The following is a 16,299-nucleotide window of genomic DNA, read 5'->3' on the forward strand; positions in this document are numbered from 1 at the left end:
AACCCTTCACTTTTGGACGGCGACTTTCATGCGTATAACCGGTTCTTCCAGCTTCAGCGGTAATGTCTCCTCAATACCCACTGGTGAGCTGGCGGACGCGTCGCCGGTTGCCCGAAACCTTAGCACTCCGGGCGCAGGCGTGGAGTTTGGTCAGTCGGGTCAGAGCCTTTCGGACCTGCTCACCAGTGCCGACGATACCGCCTCATCCGTCGCCTCACTCTTCTCTCCAGGCGGTGCGTCTGCCAACAGCGACGTCGGCTCCTTCTCTGATTTCTCAGACATCTCACGCTCCAGCTCGTTTTCGTCGGTCGACAGCACCACCAGCAGCGAAGCCTCTGATTCGGCCAATGCCCCCAAAGCCGATGACGCGGCCTTTCTTGATAACTCCAGATTCTCCTCCCCTGAAGCGCTCGAGCGCTGGGCCCCGATGGTTGCCCACTTGCCCCCGGAGCAGCGCGAGCAAGCGGCCAAGGAGCTGAATCGGCCTATCGCCGCCGCATGGATGGCCAGAGAGGACGGCCCTGATGCGGCGAAAGCGATGGAGTTCATCAACGACAATCCGGCGCTCAAGACCGCAGTGGACACCGCGCAGGGCGGCACGGCCGATGGCAAGATCACCAACAAGGACCTGAAAACCTTCGCCAAGAATATGGAGAAGGCTGCCAAAAGTGCTGACAAGGACGTGGAGAACTACCAGAAGGACAATCCGGACGCGGATCCGCAATCCCTGGAAATGGTGCGTAATGCCGCCGTGATGCGCGCCAACATGCCGCTGGCCCAGGCTGCCGATCCTCACAATGAGCTGGGTGTCGAGGGTCAGACCAAGGTCGATGACAACGTGGGGGCCGACGACCTGAAGAATCTGGCCGCCAATAATCCCGGGCTTTCCGGGGCGCTCAAACAGTCGTGCAGCACCTGGTCGCAAGCGGGCTTTCTTGGCCAGCTCGATGAGGCGGGAATGAAGGGCCGTGCCAAGGCTGCACACAGCCCCGATAAACTGTTCAACGCAAAAAACCTGAGTGAGTGGATCAAGAAAAGCGCCCCCACCAACGGCGGCCAGTTCGCGAGCATGCTCAGTGACGCCGCCACGCTCAACTCGGTGGATGGTATCGACATCAGCAAGCTGAACGCGAACGTGTTTGATAATCCGACAGCGTACACCGGCGCTCAGAAAGCGGCGGTGATGATCAAGCTGCAACAGACACAGCAAAGCGTGATTGCAGGGCGCGAGTTGCGCGATACGGAAAATACCGAGCAGGGGCTTACGGATCGGATTGCGCAGTTGCAGGCTGATCCTGATGTGCAGGCCTTCCTTAATGACAGCGTTCCCGAGGAGGAGCGCAGGCTGGTAAGCAGCGATTCAGCGCTTAAGGACGCGGTCGTCAAGCAGGCTGATAGCGTCAACAGCGGTCAGGCGTTACAGACCGATATGGCAACCGCCGACAAGGCCGTCAACAAGCATAACCCCAACCCCGATTACAGCAGCGCCATCAGTGGCCTGTCCGCCCAGTTGCAGTTACAGCATGACCTTTTCCCCGACACGCAGGTGCCGAACCCTCGTGACGTCGTCAGCAAAAATCCTCAGTTGGAGTCGACGATCAAAGACTCCTACACGAACAACTTTGCAAACGGTGGCGCACTCAAGCAGCTGCTTGGCCAGAAAAAAGTCGATGGCGAACAGGCGATGCAAATGATGGCTGGCCAGAAGGCGGCCTACGACAGTGTGTTGTCCAGCGACGTCACCGACAGTGTGAAAGAGGATTACGCCAACTCCACGGTTCGCGAACTGCAGGACTCCAAGAAAGGGCGCAAGCTGCTGGAAGGCAAGACCGACGAGAGCCAGGCATCCGCTCTGGCGAGCGAACTTCTCGCAGGTGGCGGGCCGAAAATGCTCAGGTCTGTCATGGGATTTATGTCCGTAAAGGACATGCTCGCCCACGGCGACAAATTGGGTGCGGCGCAAGCGATCTACGACAGCACCAAATACGGCGCGGAGGCAATCAAGGGCGGAGTCGACGCCGGTGCCAAGTTGCTGGGCCGCGAAGCCTCGGTCGGGCTTGGTCGCATGGCTGGGCAGATGGTTGGACGTGCAGTGGGCATGGTGGCGGGCGAAGCCGCCGGTATGGCTGCCGGCATGGCCGTCGGTGCATCGATCCCCGTCATCGGCTGGGCGGTCGACGGCGCGATGGCGCTGGGCTTCGGGATTTCAATGATTATCGATGCCGTCAAAAAGCACAAAGCGCAGAAAGCGTTCGACCATAACGTGGATCCGGTGCTGGATCAGTTCGGGATTGCTAAGGCGCATTGATCCGCTGAAAAATCAGAGGCCGAGTCGAATGACGCTGGCCTCTGAAGGACTCACTGTCGCGCCAGATTTCACTCGGATGAAACGTAGAAAACGTCAGTGCCATGCTCAAAAAATGGCACTTTCAACACGTGAAGGCACCCTGAAGCGCACCGGGAAAATCAGGTCTGATGTAGCGAGCAGAAGTTATATTCATCACAGTCAGTTTGTGGTCTCAACCTCACATTAGGTCGCAACGCATTCAGCCGTAGCCTTCCAGGCGAACGATCTTGCCGAACAGGCCCGTTTGGGCGAGAGCTGGCACACGTTCAGCCCTGATCCTACAAAAAACGCTTGCAAGGATAATAAGCTGCCTGCCAATCGGGTCACCGAGTTGGTGGGAAATGGCAAGGCCCTCAATGAATATCTAAAAAGGCAGTCAGATGCCTGACTAAAGGTCTATCTGGCCATGCAGACCGATGGCGATCGACGCCCTGGTCAAGTGTCTTCCAGGTACAGTTTCACGACGCTTCTGGAGGCGGCCAAAGAGGTTGGACTGCGCGTCGGCACTTTGTCAGCGGTAGACGCCCGCCAATCATGATCGAGCGACGTATAACCTCTTTATGAAGAAAAAGCTACAGGGCATGGAGGAACTGGTTTTACCGATCTCGCCACTGACAATCGGGACTGAAAAATGAGGTGACCCTATGCTTACTCCAGCACAACGCGGTTTTACCGCCAATCTATCAAATCTGCAGCATTTGGGCCCGGATGACCGGGTTGCGATGAACGATGTTCTTGAACCCGGCAAGTCCGCCCATGCTTCCAAGTACGTTCCAGTATCGGCGCGGGAAATGACAGCTTTGAAAGCCGCCAACCAAGCCATCAATGACACTTGGGAGGTATTGAACTTTGGCTCCGGTAATCAAAGTGGGCATGTGCGATCTTCGCAAGGTGAGTCCTATAAGCGCACGAACATGTCTTATGGCATTCAGAACGGGACGCATCCTAAATGGGGGATGAATACCGGGCATTCGGATCCTTTGCATCACATGGCGTTTGTAGCCGCCTCTGTTCAAGCGGGTAATTGTGATCAGATGGCAGACGTTAACCTGCTGTTGTTGTCTGCGTCGAATGTCCATACCCGAGTTGCGCTCATGGGCGCAAATGACGTTGGACACGCCTACGTAAGAGTTGGCGATGCTCGAGAGAGCAGCAAGTTTGTGATTTCAGACGCATGGCCTGAATTTGGTCGAGCCCTTCGGGCAAAGGATTTTGCGCTTGGCGGAAGACATCCCAATGTAGTTCGTGAGTACGATGCCAGTTATAACCCCAGTATGCGTCAAGAATTGCTCAACGCTCCAACGTGGTCACAGGCGCAAATCAACGAACACTTTGAAGAGACGCATCCACACTATGGTCATCTTCAGGGAGCGGCATTGGCAGACGCGTTACTGCGCCCCGATTCGGGCCTGAAATTCTATAAGCAGGTGCACGCTTCAAAGAATCTGGGTGCCGTTTATCATGACTCTTCTTCGCAAACGGTGGACCAGTCGTTGTCCATGCGTCAATTCAATGAGCGACTTGTCAAGTCGTCACATCCCCCCGTTGTGCCCGCACAGCCTTCATGGGCTAACCAGGACGTGGAGATGTCTGACGCTCAGTTTTCCAATTCGCTGGACGATATGGACAACATGGACGTCGACAGCTATTTCAATAACGACCCTTACGGCCACGGGTGGTGATGAACAAGACAATTAATCCACGACAGTGAATCATATTTTTCAATCACCTGCTTTTTGAGGTAATGGAGGACGTATGGAAAATCGACTCAAGCTACTTTTGATGCCTGTCTTCAAACTTTTGGCTTTGCCTGTAGATAATCTGGAGGCTTCCGACAGCTATGTCGTCACGCTTGAAGGCGGTCTTGCGATTGAGTTGAAGCAGTCGCCTAATGACTTTCTCACCGTCAGTTGCCTGATTCCGATATCCGCTGAGCGCTTTAAAGACCTTGAAACGCTAGGGATCCTGCTGCAGACAAACTTGCTGGGGCTTGAGCATCCGCCCATCCTGACGGGCGCCATCGTCGAACAACAAAAAGTGATCCTGTGGACGCGACAGGCTTTTTTGCTGCTTGATCAGGCGGCAATCATCCACCTGTTCAAACGTTTCGCCGAGCAAGCTCAAAAGATGCAAGGATGGCTCGCAGTACCCTTGAAAGAGAACGTTGAGAAAGTGCCGCAGTCGTCTTTATCTTCATCGGTAAAAAGCAGCCTCAGCACGGGTTTGAAAGAGGTGCTGGTTTAACGCGGCTTATTGTTGTCTTGGGCGCTAGCCTCGTTCGCACCTGACCGTTGGAAGCGTCTTGCTCTGGTCGAGTGTTAAATATTGATGCATATAGGGGGATCGTTATTCGACTGAAAAAGCGCTATGTGGGACAAGACGGTCTTGGCAATGGGTCAGTTGGCCTCGTGCCTGCGCTGCTGTTGGCTTTCTACAGACGAAAAAAAGGACCTTGAATTTCAAGGTCTTTTTTTAATTCCTGTATTGGTAATGGTATTCGCAGATGGCTGAAAGGGTAGGTTCGGTGTGAACTTGCCGCTTCAGCCCGTTATGTAACCCTACATCGGTGGAACAAGATCCATGCCCCGAGCGGAAGGTATGGCTAGACGTGATTGAACAGGTTGCTCATAGTCTTTTTCGATTAGGCCAACGCCTCGTCTTCCATCCGAGGCGCCACAGACAGCATGTCTAGCATTGCAATCACCGACCTAACAGTGCCTTGGGACGCTGACAGTGTTTCGCGACCCGTTGTGGCATTAAGTGCCACCTCGGTAACAAAGGACTGGGAAACTGCGAGGCATCAGCACCGCAAGGCACAACTGATCTACTCCCTACGCGGCATTCTCAATTGCGAATTGAAGACGGTGTCTGGATCGTGCTGCCGCAGTGCGCCCTATGGATACCGGGAGATCTGACTCCGGATCCACGAAGCTGAGCTATTTCCTGTTGCGGCGGTAACGATGATAAAAACCTTTTGGCGTCATGGTGGAGAAGACCCCGTCACGGCGCACCCAGGCATGCATGAGTGCAGCGCCAAGATGCATCAGCACGACGGCGAACAGGAACCAGGCCAGCAGGCCGTGGGCGTCACGCAGTATCGCGTACCAGACCGGATGGACAGGTGCGATGGGCGGCAGCATGACACCCGGGAACATCGTCACAGGCCATCCGCCCGCCGAGCGCACACCCCAGCCGAGCAGCGGCAGCGAGAACATCAGCGCATACAGCACCCAGTGCGATGCTTCGGCTGATATCACTTGCCAACGTGGAATGTCGGCGGGCAGTTCTGGTGCTCTGTGACGAAGCCGGTTGACCAGGCGCACGATCGCCAAAAGCAAGATGGCGATGCCCAGCGGTTGATGAAGATCGAGCAGCTCCGGCCGCCAGGTCAGTGACGTCATCATGGCCACGCCGATGAACAGCATCGCCAGAATGGCTGCTGCCATCGTCCAATGCAGCAGTTGCGCCATCAGATTGAACCGTTCTGGCTGGCCAGCTTTATTGCTTTGTGGCGTTTTTGTTACGGGGCGGGTTTCGGTCTTCATTGTGCTGTCTTCTTTCCAACCGCATCGGTGGCCTTGCCATAGCCGATTTCGTGCAGCCGTGAGTTGTATGAGTGGGCATAAATACCTGCCCTGGTGGCCAATACCGGATCGTTCGACAACGCCATACCCGCCGGTATCAAGGTGGGATCGAAATTAACGTCGCGACAAACGCCGTCAGTCTGATCAAAGACCCGCTGTACCTCCAACGTCCCGGCGACTAATTGTTGGCGAGTTTCCGGCCAAGGCTGCGATGGATCGTCCACCGGATCACCTGGCGCGGCCAGTTGCATCACCATATCCCAATATAAGGGCGCCTTTGTCAGGCGTTGCGCTACATCCTGGAACAAGGCGTCATGACTGGCCCGCGCACGCTCCTCATCACTCCAGGAGGTGAATGTTGCGTGCGGCCGCATCCACCAGCGCATGGCTTGTCGTTGCCCATCCTCGGTGAGCAGAAAGTAGGCATGGATGGCGTAGAACGTCGCACCGGCAAAGCTACTGGTCCAAGGTTTTACGGCATCCGCCTCCATGTATTTGCGCGCCTCCGGATAATCCGCGAGGAAGGCGGCCACGTGCTCGGGGACGGGTTTTCCGGTACTCGGATCAGGCGCAGTGGCTTTCAGCATCGCGAGGAAGCCGGGTGCATCGCGGGTGGCGAAATACGGCTCGTTGTTCATCTTCATGCGCCACTGCTGTCCGTTATCGGCAGTGAGCATCATCGCCATGCTTACGGTGCTCGTGGAGTTGTCCGCAGCATAAGGGCTCATGTTCCCAATCGAGAAGCGTCCTATGGCCCTTGTTTCCGGCTGAGCGAAAACTCTGGCATGGGAGTACTTTGCCACCTCACCGCTTGCACGAAACACGCCTTCGAAACACATTCCCTTACCATGTGCCCTACGGTAGCCGGCAGGAAAGTCGTGCTGCGTGTCTTCCAGGAACGTCATATTGGTCACCCGCTGACCGAGCAAACCGGCGGTCCAGGCGAAGGCTGCGGCCAGCACGGCGATGATCGCGCCGATGCCGGCCAAGGCTGGCCAGCTCCGTTTCAAATCAATATCGCTGATTTTCATGGGCGACCTCCGTTGCCGCGTCCGTTGGTGGACTGGGCGAATGGGGGGCTGGAGGTGCTGCTCATCATGACTCCCTGAGTAGATAGGATGGCTCACAAAAATCTGCGGGTGCGCCAACACCGAACATTCTTTGCAGTTGAATTTCGTACCGTTAATGCGATGCTGTCTTTGAAAACGCGTTCATCACGATCACTCCCGTCACAATGAAAACGATGCCGATGATTGCTGGAAGATCCAGTCTTTGCTTAAAGGCAACGACTCCGACCTGCGTGATCAGGACGATGACCAAACCGGCCCATATGACGTAAGCAATCCCGAGTGGCAAACCTTTCAGTGCCTAGGCAAGCCCGTAGAATGCAGAGCCGTAAAAAACAACCACCAGCCCGGTTGGCCATCATCGTTTCGCAGGAACGATTTTTACAATACGATCGTATCGTACATCATTTTTACGTTGTAGAATCCACTCATGACTTCAAAAGCGCACACCTCCCGGCCTCCGAAACAACCTGACCAGGTCAAAAGGAGGCTTTTTCACGCCGCCACTGTGTTGTTAAGTTCTGGTCAGCCTGTTTCGATCGGATCAATTGCCACTGCAGCCGGTGTCAGCAAGGGTGCTGTACAGCATCATTTCGGCACGAAAGAACAGCTGCTCTCTGCGCTTTTCGATCTCTACATGGATCAATTCAACGAAGCACTGGCGCTGGAAGATGCGTCGGCGCCACCAGCCTTGCGCTACGCACGTATGTCGCTCAATGCCACGTCGTATGAGGACACCGAGGGATGGCGCGCAATGGTAGTGGCCACCGTCATAGATCGCGGACTCGCGGCACGGTGGAGCGAACGGGCAGAAATCGAACGATCTACAGACCGAACTCCGTCTGCGAATGCCTTGCTTGTTCGTTTGGCGGCAGACGGGTTATGGCTATCGGATTTGCTGTCTACCTATAAGGTCGACACCAAAGAGCGCGAGGAACTTGATGTATTGATGCAAGAACTGCTCAAGAATCCTTGATCATGCACTGCTGAACAGCTCACTGGTCCGGTCGGTCAACGCTTTCATCGCCGGGAGCCGAAATCGAGTCGGCCTTGTGCGCGGCTCTGCGCGCTTAATCCTTGTATCCCAAGGTCAGTTATTTCTCTCAGGATGCAAGCAGCGATACAGGGACGCTGGGGCGGACAGCCAGGCACAAAAAAACCGGCTCAAGTGGCCGGTTTCTTTAGTGCTGAGAGTCTGGTAGAGACTTTCAGATATTGCTATGTGGTGCCCCGAGGGGGAATCTTAATACGCCGTATAGAAAATTGCTTTAGGTTGCATATCGCTGCAACTACTTGTTTATCATGATTTTTACCTTAATTTGCATGTGCAGATAGGGGCATATAGTTGCATTGGCGTGATAGGCTTTACGCCAAATTTACGCCAAAGGGGACCGACGTGGCGTCGTATCGAAAGCGCAGCGGGGGGTGGCGAGCTGAGGTAGTCAAGCTTGGGATCCGCGACTCGCACACCTTTGCGACAAAAGCAGCTGCCGTTGCATGGGCAACGCATCGTGAAGCAGGGATCCTAGCAGGAAGTGGGAAGCCAAAAGCTGGCAATCAAATGACGTTATCGGACGCGTTGAGACGATACAAGCGCGACGTATCGACTACGAAGGCTGGTCAGCGCTGGGAAGAGCTGCGCCTGGATAAGATGGACAATGAGCTAACGTTCGTTGGTGAGATGATTGGCAACGTCACCGCTGACCAAATTGCTGAGTGGCGCGATCTTAGGCTGAGGAAGGTATCCGGTCCTTCTGTCCGGCGCGATATGACTTTGCTCTCGTCTGTTTTCGAAATAGCCAAGCGGGAGTGGAAATGCTGTACAAGCAATCCCGTACGTGAGGTCAAGCGACCTAGCAATGGTAGGCCAAGAGATCGTCGCGTCTCCGAGTCTGAAGAGAGCGCTCTCATTGGCCGATTAGGGTTCATTGAGGGTGTTGCTCCGGCTACTTTGCATCAAGAGCTTGCCTATGTTTTTCTATTAGCGCTTGAAACTGCGATGAGGCAGGGGGAGATTTTAGGTTTGATCGTTGACGACGTGCGGCTTAAGGATCGATATGTCCGTTTGCGAATGACCAAGAACGGTGAAAGCAGAAATGTGCCGCTTACAAGGCGAGCCGGAGAGCTACTGCAAAAGCTGGTGGGTGACCGCGCTGGAGACAGCAAAGTTTTCAGGCTCGGTTCTGCTTCCGCCGACGCTATGTTCCGAAAAGTCAGGGATGAGCTTGGCATCAACGATCTGCACTTCCATGACACCAGGCACGAAGCGACTACTCGACTCGCTCGAAAAGTCGACATGTTGGACCTCGCACGGATTACAGGTCATAAAGATCCGCGATCATTGATGGTGTATTACAACGCAACCGCCCCTGAAATGGCGCAGAGGCTCGACTGAATGCCGAGATTCATCCAGTCTTTTCAGGAAAGGGCAACAGCTCTAGGCGTGCTTCTCGGCAGAGCGCATAGCTGACGGCTGCAAAAAGGTGACAGGGTGTGGATGCGATTCCTGTCTCAATAGGATGATTCAAGACACATTCCAGAGGTGAGCTTGGCCGAACGACAACGGAAAGGATGGTAAGGCTCGCCGTACCGATCATGGTAAAGCTAGAATGATGATGGAGATCCGTTCCGCGGGAGTGCTTTCCCTAAGGTTTTCGGTAGTCGCTGTGGCGTGCAGGGATACGCATAAGGAGATGTTGATGGCGAAGCAGCAGACTAAAATGGGTAAGGTTATGTCAATATTGAACATGAAGGGTGGGGTTGGAAAAACAACTTTGACCGCCCATGTATTCAGAGAGTTTTACAAAACACATGAAAAAAATGTGTTACTCATTGATATCGACCCCCAGTTCAATCTTACCCAGACTATTTTTCCTGAGGCGCTTTATGAGAAGGTAAAGAACGCTCGTCGCACAATGTTGTCTGTGATGGAATCCCCTGAAGACGTATCGCTATACAGTGTTCATGAACAAAACGGTGACGTACCGCAAGTTGATGACGTGAAATTTTCGATGTATAGCCTCAAAAACGGCATAAGATTTGACCTGATTCCCGGCGATTTTAGTTTGTGCAAGTATTCCCTCATGAGCGATAAGTCTATTTTGGATGTCGCAGCCGCGAGGTTCGCTAAATTCGTCGAGCAAGCTCGCGAGCATTACGATCTTATATGCATTGATTGCAATCCGAGCTCGTCGTTCTTGACAGTATGCGCGCTGAAATCTTCCACGCACTTGCTTGTTCCTGTAAGACCTGACCGTTACTCGATGTTGGGGTTGCGTATGCTTGATGATTTCATAAGCGGTTTTAGGGGACTCGAAGCTCAATTAAAAAAAATCATCATTTTGAATGGGATTCCAACGTCGAAATATGATCCGACCGTCGAGAATGAATTGCGCAGCGATCCAACCTATGGCCGAATAACGCTAGCTGCGTCTATGCATATGACGCGGCTTTTGGAAGCTAGTCCGACGCGTACGGGTTTCGCGACCGATCGAAAAGCGCCTCATTCGAAGGCTTTGAAAGATAGGATTGCGCGAATTAACAAAGAACTGGCCGTAGCACTGGGATTAAAATGAAAAGTCCAGATGTCTCACGAATGTTGCAGTTGATGGTCGTTGCTGGTTGGTCGAGGCGAGATATAGTCCGTCTTTGTAATGAGCTGTCCTCTTTACCATTAGAAGTGGTAGAGGATGCTGTGGAAGAAAGTTTCCAGGTGCAAAAGGTCATAAGTGGTAGCCTTGATGCTCGTTACTCTAACTATCATCATGCTAGTGACTATATCAGTCCATCCCTTGAGTCCTATGATATGGGGTCTCACTATTCGAGTCAAAGTATGAATAGTGAGCTAAATTTTAAGGTTAGACAGCTTCTGGTTGACGAGTTGGGGCTATCTTCAGAAGAGATAGTACATCTTATGGCTGAGCACTTAAAGCGATTTTATGTCCCGCCACTATCGAAAAAATCTTTGTCCAATTGGCTTGATAGGCTGAGTGTGCATGTCCCTCCTTCTGAGGTGCTGTACGCGGCAACCTCTGTTTTTAATAAATTTAAAGATAAAAAGGGGTTGGATTGGAATGTGCGCCGCTAAAAAGAGTATTCATGAAAAACAACGCTTCGAGCTAATTAAATCAGTTTCTGGGTTTTCCGATGCTGATGGTTTAATGATATTGGAGGAATTTCAAGCGTCGTCAAAGTTGCTGCTCGTTTGGGTAGAAGCATTGCGCAGATATTTCTTAACTAAAGTTGCTGATGAGTTGTTGCATGCGGTAGCGTCCAGTATTAGAGAGGCTGCCGCCTTCGCCGCATTAGGATTAGTAAGGCCTTCGCTTTTCGCACTTCGAGCTCAGCTAGATTTGATGCTAAGTTGGTTGTATTTTAAAGACCACCCCGTAGAGTACAAGAGTCTATGCCGAACGGGAGATGGTTTTGTTTTGAAAAAAGAAGCGCTGCGATATTTTACTGAAAATTATACTGGGTTTGGTGAAAAATTTGGTCTTCTTTCTGCGCTCAACTCCGATAAATTCGATGTTTACAGGCTCCTGTCAGCGCACGTTCACTCTCAGAGTCCGTTCGTAATTTCAGAAGTTGTCAGCTTGAAAGATGTTGTACGTGAGGCAAGGTTGCTGAGGCAGTGTGTTACTTTGCAAGGCGATGTTGCTCAGTATCTCAGTGATATTCTTTTCTCGCTCGGAATAATTAGTAATCTAGGGTTGCCAGCTGCAGTTACCGAAAATTTGACTTCAAGGCTAACAACGGACAAGCAGAAAAATATCATTTTTCAGTAAGATATGAGTGTTAGAGCGGCGTTAGATTGGTGAGTAGTAAGTTTTTTTTAAATGCAGGCGGCATGAAGAGTTAGTCCAGTCCCATGCAAGAAGCACTCTAATGATAAATTTAGATGAATGTTATTCCTGTTTCGTATTTCAGCCCGTCATGCTACCCTTCGAGTGTTCCGTGATATTGGAAGTTTGGCTCGATTCTGGCGTGCCCATTTAATCACCTCTCCTCCAAACCAGCGTTTCACAGCTTTAGACCCTTTGCTGCTCGCACAGGGTTGTAACGGTTCTGGAAAATCGGGTTGGACAACAACGCGCCTTTCTACGGTATATTGAGAAAGCTTTAAGTACGTTGCTATGTCGTCAAAGGTCCACAGCTCGTCTTCAATTGAGACCCTAGACGCCCTCAATTCGGTCACCAATGCTCTAAGAGTTATTAGCAGCTCCGCGCTTTCAGAGTTTACGATTAGTTCCTTCATGATTGCTGCTCCATCAGCTCGTCTGCAGTAGTCTCGAAGCATTGGGCGTGACGGTACAGAGGCTCAATCTTGAAACCTCGCTGTTTTGCTGCCAAGGCGGTTTCATGCCCCCTCACGGTTTTGCACCAGCTTCCACGACTGGATAGCACATCCCACGCGATTGGTTGGCTCGGCTTATTGACCCTGTGAAAGGCCGATGTCTGTACAGTCGGATTGGTGCCCCGTAGGTGCAGCATCATGGCAAAGTTCACAATAGCCTCGAAGTTGTCAAAATTGCTTCTGGAAAGATGCCCTACCCGAAGGTCGGCCAGTTGCTCGCCCCGTGCCGCCGCCTCACTCCAGCCTTGACGGCCTTTAGCACGGGCGTTGGCTAGCTTGGCTTTCATTGCCGCGGCGAACGTGTCCACAGCTCGGTTATCGAGGTGTTGAGCCGCTTGCTGGGGAAAGGGACGTTTCCAAAACGCATCCAGATCTGCCAGGTACTGAGCTACCTCGGGGGTATCAAGATGGCTGATCAGCGCGCTGGACCTACTCAGCAGGAGTACACAATCGTTCAACACTTTCACGGTTTCGGCGAGCTGTCTTCGGGCTACGTCGCGTGCTTTTGTACGGCTCATGCTGCCTCCCGTGCTGCATCGTCCGTGGCAACCGCAGGCCTTTCAGCGAGACGAGTCTTCGCATGAATGCGATGTGCGATGCTTTCCAAGTGGATAAGCTGGGAAGCAGCCCGCACTCGCCAAGGTTCCGTGCCTTTCATTGGCACCCACGTCCTGTGAGCCAGATTGAGCGTTGTCGCGGTGTCCAGCAGCACTTGCATGTCTGCTTGAGTCAGCAGGCAGGTAGGGTTGTTCGTCAGACGTGTTTCAAGGTCCCTGATCGTCAGGTTTTTGATTTCAATGGACTGGAGAAAACCTCTGCGCTCGCGCTCACGACGGCGGGCGAGCATGGCGATGTCCGCGTTCAATGCGTCCAAGCGTGCGCTGCTATCAGCTATGCCTGCTGATTTTCCCGCCCAGTACGACCTGCGCAGTGCCCGTTTGAATGCTCTCTCGACGAATACGGTGAGGAGCAGAAAGCATACGACCAGGCCGGTCAAAATGATGATGTGCTGTGCTTGCATGTGCTGTGTCCTTGGGTAGGCCCGTCGCCGGATCGGTGGTGAGAGGACGGCGGCGGGCTGAGGCGTGTTGAGGGTTAAGCCAGGGTGAAATTGCCGATGGTCAGATCAGTTGACTCGCCGACTTCCAGCGCTACGACCTGCTTGAACTCTTGGGCAAGGTCTTCGCGCAGCTGCGCCTCGCCGATCCAGCGCAGTCGGAGCACGGGCTGATCGCCGCCGGTGAGCACAGCGACGCGTAACTGGATGGTCCGAGCCTGCAGACCTTCGTAGGGGATGACGCTGAACAGCAGCTCAGCAGGGAGGCCGTCTGCCGACTTAGCTTCGATCTGCTCCATCGCCGAACGAGAGGCGCTCATGTCGCCGACGACGTGTTCGCTTTTGCGTGCCTGTTCAATGGTGATGGAGCGAATTGCCCCGGCAGCTCGGCGCAGTTCAATCTCTGTTCCGTCCTGAGTCAGCGCCTGAAGGTTCGGTGCCCAGTCTTCAATGAAGTCGCTCAGCTCTTTTTGAGCGTGTTTGGACCCGGCTGCGCGCTCCAAAGCGACAAATGCAGCAGTCTTCTTCAAGGTGAGTTTGGCGCGGAAGTCCCCGTGGCCTGGATTGTCCTGATCGCCGAGGTTGAAAAAGACGGTACACGTCATGTCATCACTGTCCACAAAGCCCGACGTGCTGCCGTCGGCCTGGGCTTGCACGTATTCACTAAAATCTTTGAGTGAGGACGTCTCAAGCGCCCCTCGGAATCGGCTGCGGCTCTGCTGAAACTTCTCCAGACTGACCACCGTGACGGTCGCGGGGAGGGCGATTGAGGGCGTGAAGGTGTCCAGCGCCTTGGCATTCGCGAGTACGGCGGTGTCTTGGATCAACTGGATTGCTTTGGCTTCCATGAATCATTTCCTGCTGTGGTGAGAGGTATGAAAAAACGTTGTGTTACGACCTGCTTGGGATAGGGGCGGCTTTGCGATCAAACATCTGTTCTGCTGCAGGCGTTTCTGGAAACAGCGTCAGACGACCGCCTTCGCCTACATACATCGGCGTGTCGAGTGTGGTGTCCTCGGTACGACTGCCGCGTTTGGTGGGCACTTTGTAGGCCAGCTTGTGGTTGACGGTGACCTGGTGGCTGTCGGCAATTTGCTTGAGCGAAAACGTCAGTGTCACGGTGCCGACTTTCTTGTTGTCGACCACGCCTGCAGCCACTTCCGAGAGCGCGTGACCGATTTGGTCTGCAAAGACGCCTGCGTTGAGTTCGCCGATGAACTCGGCTGTGTCCGTGGGTTTCATGTCCTGTGCCTCTGGTTGATGTCACTGGGAGGCAGTGACCACCTTTGAATCAGGCCGCTTTGGACTTAGCCTGTGCATCGAGGTAAGCAGCCAGATCGTGCAGGTAGACCACTGGCTGGCCCTTGTTCGATCCTCCCAGCCGGGTCACCTTGAGATTGATACGACCTGCGTTGATCTTGCGAAGCAGGTATCGATCACTCGAGATGTGCGAGAAGTAGCGTTCCCGCACGGTGCTCAGGGTGGGGCAGGGCGTGGCGAATTGATCGCGGAGCTGGTTTAGCGTTTCGCTCACGCAGCATCCTCCCCGTGCCCCTCCTCTTGGGGCACCAACTGAAGGCGGATCAACTCCGCCAGTCCCTCCTTGGATTTGCCCGTGGCGGTGGCGCACAGCCGTCCCTTTGCATCTGCCACCACTGCACCGTATGGGCGCTCTGGACAGCGGGTGGGGGTGACATACGCGACTTGGCCTTCAAGCAGAACGGATTCGACCATGCGAAACACCTCTGCAAGTTCAGCGGTCACCGGCGGTAGGTCTTCCAGCATGCTCAAGGCTTCTGTCGTCGCGCCGATCAGCGTGGAGCGGCTGACAATGGTGGGATGGTTCAGGTGCATAGGAACCATTTTCAGGGCGCCTACGGCGTGAGTGATTGCGTTCAAAGTCATGCTGCTGCGTCCTTTGTCGTGGAGGTGATGCCCAGTTGTTCGGCAAGCCAGGTGACGCCCGGCCCCTTGACCATCACAACGGCATAGTGGCTGTAGGCGTGGATGTTTTTGTTCCAGCGGCTGCGCGGCTCCACATACAGATAGCCTCGGTCGTGGTGCTTGAGCGCAAGCTCACCGGCCTGGGTCAATACGCCGAGTTCGCGCAACTTGGTCCGAAATGCACGTGGCTTGAGGCCAAGCATTGCTGCTGTCGCGTCCAGAGTTCTGTTCATGAGTGCTGCCTCAGGCCACTGCCAGCAAGCCGCGTGAGCGGATGACGTGGTACAGCTCGTCCAGCATGCCCAACAGTTCCTGCACGCCGCTTTCGTTGGGCAGGATCAAGTCGTCCGGGTGGATTGAGACGCCCGCTTCGCTGATGTGCGGATTAACTTCGGCTGCGTCGGGGCGTGACAGGTGGATGACTGTTCCCCCGCGCTTGCGGATGAAGTCGGCCTCGTTTTCGAAGCGCACGTCGCTTACGACAAAGCCCGGCACGTTGTCGAACACTGCGCTTAGGCAGTCGAGGTTTTGTTCGGCAAGGTCAATCCAGAGATTGGCGCTGATCATGTGGCGGCCCCACTCGGTGCCGAGCAGTTGCATCAATTGGCGGGGTGACCGACCCAGCCAGGCAATCGGTTCTTCTTTCTTATCTCCGTCAAGGTCCTCGGGGCTGAGGTTGAAGATGGCCATGATGCCGTCACGCAAAGGGTCTGCGAACGCATAGCACTCCAGGCCATGCTCGCGGGCCAAATGATTGGCCGCGGTGGTTTTGCCAGAGCGGGCAGGGCCGGTGAGGCCGATCAGGAGCTGCTTCATGCTGCATCACCTCCCCAAGGGCCAAGCTCATCGGCTGCCTTCGCAGCAGCGATTTCCTCCAACGCGCAGAATTTTGGGTGCACAACCACGATGAGGCCGGTATGGCTCTGGATGGCTGCTATAGCTTTGGG

At 54.1% G+C, this 16,299-nt stretch carries 19 protein-coding genes and 1 pseudogene; 9 read left to right on the top strand and 11 right to left on the bottom strand.

Features of this window, described 5'->3' with window-relative positions; genetic code table 11:
- Positions 1-28 precede the first annotated feature (28 nt).
- The 4 genes and pseudogenes from ALP40_RS14090 to ALP40_RS25860 form a co-directional block, all read left to right on the top strand.
- Positions 29-2,308: an HrpF/NolX family T3SS translocon protein gene (locus ALP40_RS14090; protein WP_122208865.1), complete on the top strand. Its 2,280-nt coding sequence runs from the start codon at positions 29-31 to the stop codon at positions 2,306-2,308.
- 683 nt (positions 2,309-2,991) lie between these two features.
- On the top strand, positions 2,992-4,029 hold the full coding sequence (locus tag ALP40_RS14095) for an Hrp-dependent type III effector protein (RefSeq protein WP_258197806.1): 1,038 nt from the start codon (positions 2,992-2,994) through the stop codon (positions 4,027-4,029).
- A 73-nt stretch (positions 4,030-4,102) separates the two neighbouring features.
- Positions 4,103-4,591, top strand: coding sequence for a CesT family type III secretion system chaperone (locus ALP40_RS14100; protein WP_122208866.1), 489 nt, complete (start codon positions 4,103-4,105; stop codon positions 4,589-4,591).
- 440 nt (positions 4,592-5,031) lie between these two features.
- Positions 5,032-5,261: pseudogene (locus tag ALP40_RS25860) on the top strand (AraC family transcriptional regulator); the annotation flags it as partial.
- A gap of 22 nt (positions 5,262-5,283) precedes the next feature.
- Here ALP40_RS25860 and ALP40_RS14110 read toward each other — a convergent pair.
- From ALP40_RS14110 to ALP40_RS14120, 3 genes are all read right to left on the bottom strand, one after another.
- A complete protein-coding gene (locus tag ALP40_RS14110) occupies positions 5,284-5,892 on the bottom strand; it encodes a cytochrome b (protein ID WP_122208867.1) in 609 nt (202 codons plus the stop codon).
- Complete coding sequence (locus ALP40_RS14115; protein WP_122208868.1) at positions 5,889-6,962, bottom strand: catalase family peroxidase; 1,074 nt, start codon at positions 6,960-6,962, stop codon at positions 5,889-5,891. Before ALP40_RS14115 ends, ALP40_RS14110 begins: the two co-directional genes overlap by 4 nt.
- 151 nt (positions 6,963-7,113) lie before the next feature.
- The gene (locus tag ALP40_RS14120; protein ID WP_259640708.1) at positions 7,114-7,287 is read right to left on the bottom strand and encodes an SMR family transporter; all 174 of its coding nucleotides are present in this window, start codon (positions 7,285-7,287) and stop codon (positions 7,114-7,116) included.
- A gap of 141 nt (positions 7,288-7,428) precedes the next feature.
- Between ALP40_RS14120 and ALP40_RS14125 the strand changes: the two genes are divergently transcribed.
- The 5 genes from ALP40_RS14125 to ALP40_RS14145 all read left to right on the top strand — a co-directional run bounded on the left by ALP40_RS14125 (position 7,429) and on the right by ALP40_RS14145 (position 11,782).
- Positions 7,429-7,974, top strand: a complete 546-nt coding sequence (locus ALP40_RS14125) for a TetR/AcrR family transcriptional regulator (protein WP_122208869.1) — start codon at positions 7,429-7,431, stop codon at positions 7,972-7,974.
- A 585-nt stretch (positions 7,975-8,559) separates the two neighbouring features.
- A complete protein-coding gene (locus tag ALP40_RS14130) occupies positions 8,560-9,393 on the top strand; it encodes a site-specific integrase (RefSeq protein WP_122208870.1) in 834 nt (277 codons plus the stop codon).
- A gap of 304 nt (positions 9,394-9,697) precedes the next feature.
- A complete protein-coding gene (locus tag ALP40_RS14135; protein WP_163023469.1) occupies positions 9,698-10,573 on the top strand; it encodes a ParA family protein in 876 nt (291 codons plus the stop codon).
- Between the two features lie 20 nt (positions 10,574-10,593).
- The gene (locus ALP40_RS14140; RefSeq protein WP_122208872.1) at positions 10,594-11,085 is read left to right on the top strand and encodes a hypothetical protein; all 492 of its coding nucleotides are present in this window, start codon (positions 10,594-10,596) and stop codon (positions 11,083-11,085) included.
- A complete protein-coding gene (locus ALP40_RS14145) occupies positions 11,072-11,782 on the top strand; it encodes a hypothetical protein (RefSeq protein WP_122208873.1) in 711 nt (236 codons plus the stop codon). Before ALP40_RS14140 ends, ALP40_RS14145 begins: the two co-directional genes overlap by 14 nt.
- Before the next feature lie 466 nt (positions 11,783-12,248).
- On the opposite strand, the gene ALP40_RS14155 is transcribed toward ALP40_RS14145, so the two are convergent.
- From ALP40_RS14155 to ALP40_RS14190, 8 genes are all read right to left on the bottom strand, one after another.
- On the bottom strand, positions 12,249-12,869 hold the full coding sequence (locus tag ALP40_RS14155; protein WP_183136043.1) for a hypothetical protein: 621 nt from the start codon (positions 12,867-12,869) through the stop codon (positions 12,249-12,251).
- Entirely contained in the window at positions 12,866-13,372 is a 507-nt protein-coding gene (locus tag ALP40_RS14160; RefSeq protein ID WP_122208875.1) for a hypothetical protein, read from the bottom strand. Before ALP40_RS14160 ends, ALP40_RS14155 begins: the two co-directional genes overlap by 4 nt.
- 74 nt (positions 13,373-13,446) lie before the next feature.
- Positions 13,447-14,256: a DUF2303 family protein gene (locus ALP40_RS14165; protein WP_122208876.1), complete on the bottom strand. Its 810-nt coding sequence runs from the start codon at positions 14,254-14,256 to the stop codon at positions 13,447-13,449.
- A 43-nt stretch (positions 14,257-14,299) separates the two neighbouring features.
- The gene (locus ALP40_RS14170; RefSeq protein WP_122208877.1) at positions 14,300-14,650 is read right to left on the bottom strand and encodes a hypothetical protein; all 351 of its coding nucleotides are present in this window, start codon (positions 14,648-14,650) and stop codon (positions 14,300-14,302) included.
- 49 nt (positions 14,651-14,699) lie between these two features.
- Positions 14,700-14,942 (bottom strand): pyocin activator PrtN family protein, encoded by a 243-nt coding sequence (locus ALP40_RS14175; protein WP_122208878.1) that lies wholly within the window; start codon positions 14,940-14,942, stop codon positions 14,700-14,702.
- The gene (locus tag ALP40_RS14180) at positions 14,939-15,313 is read right to left on the bottom strand and encodes a hypothetical protein (RefSeq protein ID WP_122208879.1); all 375 of its coding nucleotides are present in this window, start codon (positions 15,311-15,313) and stop codon (positions 14,939-14,941) included. Before ALP40_RS14180 ends, ALP40_RS14175 begins: the two co-directional genes overlap by 4 nt.
- Complete coding sequence (locus ALP40_RS14185) at positions 15,310-15,585, bottom strand: hypothetical protein (RefSeq protein WP_122208880.1); 276 nt, start codon at positions 15,583-15,585, stop codon at positions 15,310-15,312. Before ALP40_RS14185 ends, ALP40_RS14180 begins: the two co-directional genes overlap by 4 nt.
- A gap of 10 nt (positions 15,586-15,595) precedes the next feature.
- Positions 15,596-16,168: a deoxynucleotide monophosphate kinase gene (locus ALP40_RS14190; protein ID WP_122208881.1), complete on the bottom strand. Its 573-nt coding sequence runs from the start codon at positions 16,166-16,168 to the stop codon at positions 15,596-15,598.
- Positions 16,169-16,299 lie beyond the last annotated feature (131 nt).

This window comes from Pseudomonas viridiflava (genome assembly GCF_003702045.1).
Lineage (GTDB): Bacteria > Pseudomonadota > Gammaproteobacteria > Pseudomonadales > Pseudomonadaceae > Aquipseudomonas > Aquipseudomonas viridiflava_C.

Bases quoted from the DNA above. Each gene is read 5' to 3' on its own strand.
- ALP40_RS14090 (WP_122208865.1), top strand. From the start codon at position 29: ATGCGTATAACCGGTTCTTCCAGCTTCAGCGGTAATGTCTCCTCAATA.
- ALP40_RS14095 (WP_258197806.1), top strand. From the start codon at position 2,992: ATGCTTACTCCAGCACAACGCGGTTTTACCGCCAATCTATCAAATCTG.
- ALP40_RS14100 (WP_122208866.1), top strand. From the start codon at position 4,103: ATGGAAAATCGACTCAAGCTACTTTTGATGCCTGTCTTCAAACTTTTG.
- ALP40_RS14110 (WP_122208867.1), bottom strand. From the start codon at position 5,892: ATGAAGACCGAAACCCGCCCCGTAACAAAAACGCCACAAAGCAATAAA.
- ALP40_RS14115 (WP_122208868.1), bottom strand. From the start codon at position 6,962: ATGAAAATCAGCGATATTGATTTGAAACGGAGCTGGCCAGCCTTGGCC.
- ALP40_RS14125 (WP_122208869.1), top strand. From the start codon at position 7,429: ATGACTTCAAAAGCGCACACCTCCCGGCCTCCGAAACAACCTGACCAG.
- ALP40_RS14130 (WP_122208870.1), top strand. From the start codon at position 8,560: ATGACGTTATCGGACGCGTTGAGACGATACAAGCGCGACGTATCGACT.
- ALP40_RS14135 (WP_163023469.1), top strand. From the start codon at position 9,698: ATGGCGAAGCAGCAGACTAAAATGGGTAAGGTTATGTCAATATTGAAC.
- ALP40_RS14140 (WP_122208872.1), top strand. From the start codon at position 10,594: ATGTTGCAGTTGATGGTCGTTGCTGGTTGGTCGAGGCGAGATATAGTC.
- ALP40_RS14145 (WP_122208873.1), top strand. From the start codon at position 11,072: ATGTGCGCCGCTAAAAAGAGTATTCATGAAAAACAACGCTTCGAGCTA.
- ALP40_RS14155 (WP_183136043.1), bottom strand. From the start codon at position 12,869: ATGAGCCGTACAAAAGCACGCGACGTAGCCCGAAGACAGCTCGCCGAA.
- ALP40_RS14160 (WP_122208875.1), bottom strand. From the start codon at position 13,372: ATGCAAGCACAGCACATCATCATTTTGACCGGCCTGGTCGTATGCTTT.
- ALP40_RS14165 (WP_122208876.1), bottom strand. From the start codon at position 14,256: ATGGAAGCCAAAGCAATCCAGTTGATCCAAGACACCGCCGTACTCGCG.
- ALP40_RS14170 (WP_122208877.1), bottom strand. From the start codon at position 14,650: ATGAAACCCACGGACACAGCCGAGTTCATCGGCGAACTCAACGCAGGC.
- ALP40_RS14180 (WP_122208879.1), bottom strand. From the start codon at position 15,313: ATGACTTTGAACGCAATCACTCACGCCGTAGGCGCCCTGAAAATGGTT.
- ALP40_RS14185 (WP_122208880.1), bottom strand. From the start codon at position 15,585: ATGAACAGAACTCTGGACGCGACAGCAGCAATGCTTGGCCTCAAGCCA.
- ALP40_RS14190 (WP_122208881.1), bottom strand. From the start codon at position 16,168: ATGAAGCAGCTCCTGATCGGCCTCACCGGCCCTGCCCGCTCTGGCAAA.